We start from the raw sequence: 1,705 nt of genomic DNA, 5'->3' as shown, positions 1-1,705 counted from the left end.
TGCAAAGTCGTTATCTTCATTAGCGACTCCAGCAGGCATTTGCATCAGCAGTTCAACTGCTTGATCCATATGTTCAATTGCATGGATATGAAATAACCCTTTATCAATGGCTTCAATTACAGCAGGTTCAAGATTTAGCTGTAATACATTAGCCTTGGGCATAATAACACCTTGTTCACCCGTTAAACCGCGGCGTTGACATAAATTAAAGAAACCTTCAATTTTCTCATTTACACCACCAATCGCTTGTACATTGCCAAACTGATCTAATGCGCCTGTAACAGCTAAACTTTGGATAATGGGGTGTTCTGCTATTGCAGACATTAAACAACAATACTCGGCGAGTGAAGCACTATCACCATCAATTTCTTGGTAAGACTGTTCAAACACAATATTTGCATTTAAATGAAGAGGCGCATCACGACCAAAAATTCGGTACAAGCAAGCAGATAGGATCATCATGCCTTTTGCATGAATATTGCCCCCCAACTCTGATTTACGTTCAATATCTGCCACTTCGCCATCACCATAATGCACTGATGAGGTAATACGGGCAGGCTCACCATAGGTATAATCGCCTGTATCAATAACTGTAAGGGCATTAATTTGGCCTACCATAGCGCCTTTAGTTGGCAGATTGATGAAATTATCATCAAAACTTTGAGCTGAATATATTTCAGAGCTATTGTGGCGAAATTTTAATTTTTCCAGTGCTTTAGCTATTGCTGCAGCATTCAATGTAGCTTGACCTGAATACACTTTTGCTTGACCTAATAGTTGCCTAAACTCCAACATACTTAAACTTAAGCGTTGTTGATGCTCAACCAAACGAGAGCTATACCAAAATAATGGTAATAAGCTTGATGGTTCTAATTCAACAGATTCTGCTTGGGCAAGTACGTTCAACCATTGCACATAAGACGATTCAGGATGCTGCGTTAGATCAACTTCATTGCTCATTTCAGCTAGCAATGGAAAATGGCGATTAAAGTTTCGGTCTTCAACTCTAAGCTGGCTATACGATAAACCAGAGCCCACAAGAACAATCTTACAATTCAGTGGAATAGGGGTTAACTCATTATTGATACGATAAAAGCCATCGTGGATGATTTGCATCAACAAATCCCACAGGCTTTCACGCTGCCATAATGACGCTAAGCAAATAAACACGAAATGATTTTTCGCTAGTGCACCGGGTTTATAAACACTGGATTTATCCGTTTTAAGCATTCTGCCAAGTAAATCAGCACGGCGAATTGTCCCTTGTAAATAACAGGACAGTGATTCTTGTTTAGCAATAATGCCGACATGTTCAGGCGGGAGTGTTTGTTGCCACTTAAACTGAATGTCCGTATCTTCTTGCTGTTTTTTAGTTGCAACAAGGTAATGACTTGAAGGCGTGTTAGCTTGAGTTACCAACGCATCAATAAATAGTGATCTATCTACCCCTAAAAAATCAGCAAGAAATAAATGTTGCGAATTTGTTTTGCTCATTAATTTGAATGTTTCAACCACTCGTTCTTGGCCAAGTAGTATATGGCTTGGAAAAGAAACTGAAGTCGATGCATCAGGTAAATGATATTGAGGAGCGAGTTTGGCACTAGGCAGTAGCGTTGAATTCATATAGTGGTAATTTAGCTGCGACAACGGAAAATAATGAGATGATATTAGCATAAAGCACCACAAAAGCCTTAGCAGATTCAAC

1 protein-coding gene is annotated in these 1,705 nt (G+C 39.4%); it reads right to left on the bottom strand.

Annotated elements, in window-relative coordinates:
* A partial coding sequence (locus tag CXF78_RS16605; RefSeq protein WP_102037399.1) for an AAA family ATPase occupies nt 1–1,623 on the bottom strand: 1,623 nt, incomplete at its 3' end.
* Nucleotides 1,624–1,705: the final 82 nt, after the last annotated feature.

This window comes from Shewanella sp. 11B5, from assembly GCF_002836795.1.
Classification (GTDB): Bacteria; Pseudomonadota; Gammaproteobacteria; order Enterobacterales; family Shewanellaceae; genus Shewanella; species Shewanella frigidimarina.
The sequence above is the reverse complement of the archived record's forward strand: the minus strand, read 5'-3'. Positions and strand labels throughout refer to the sequence as shown.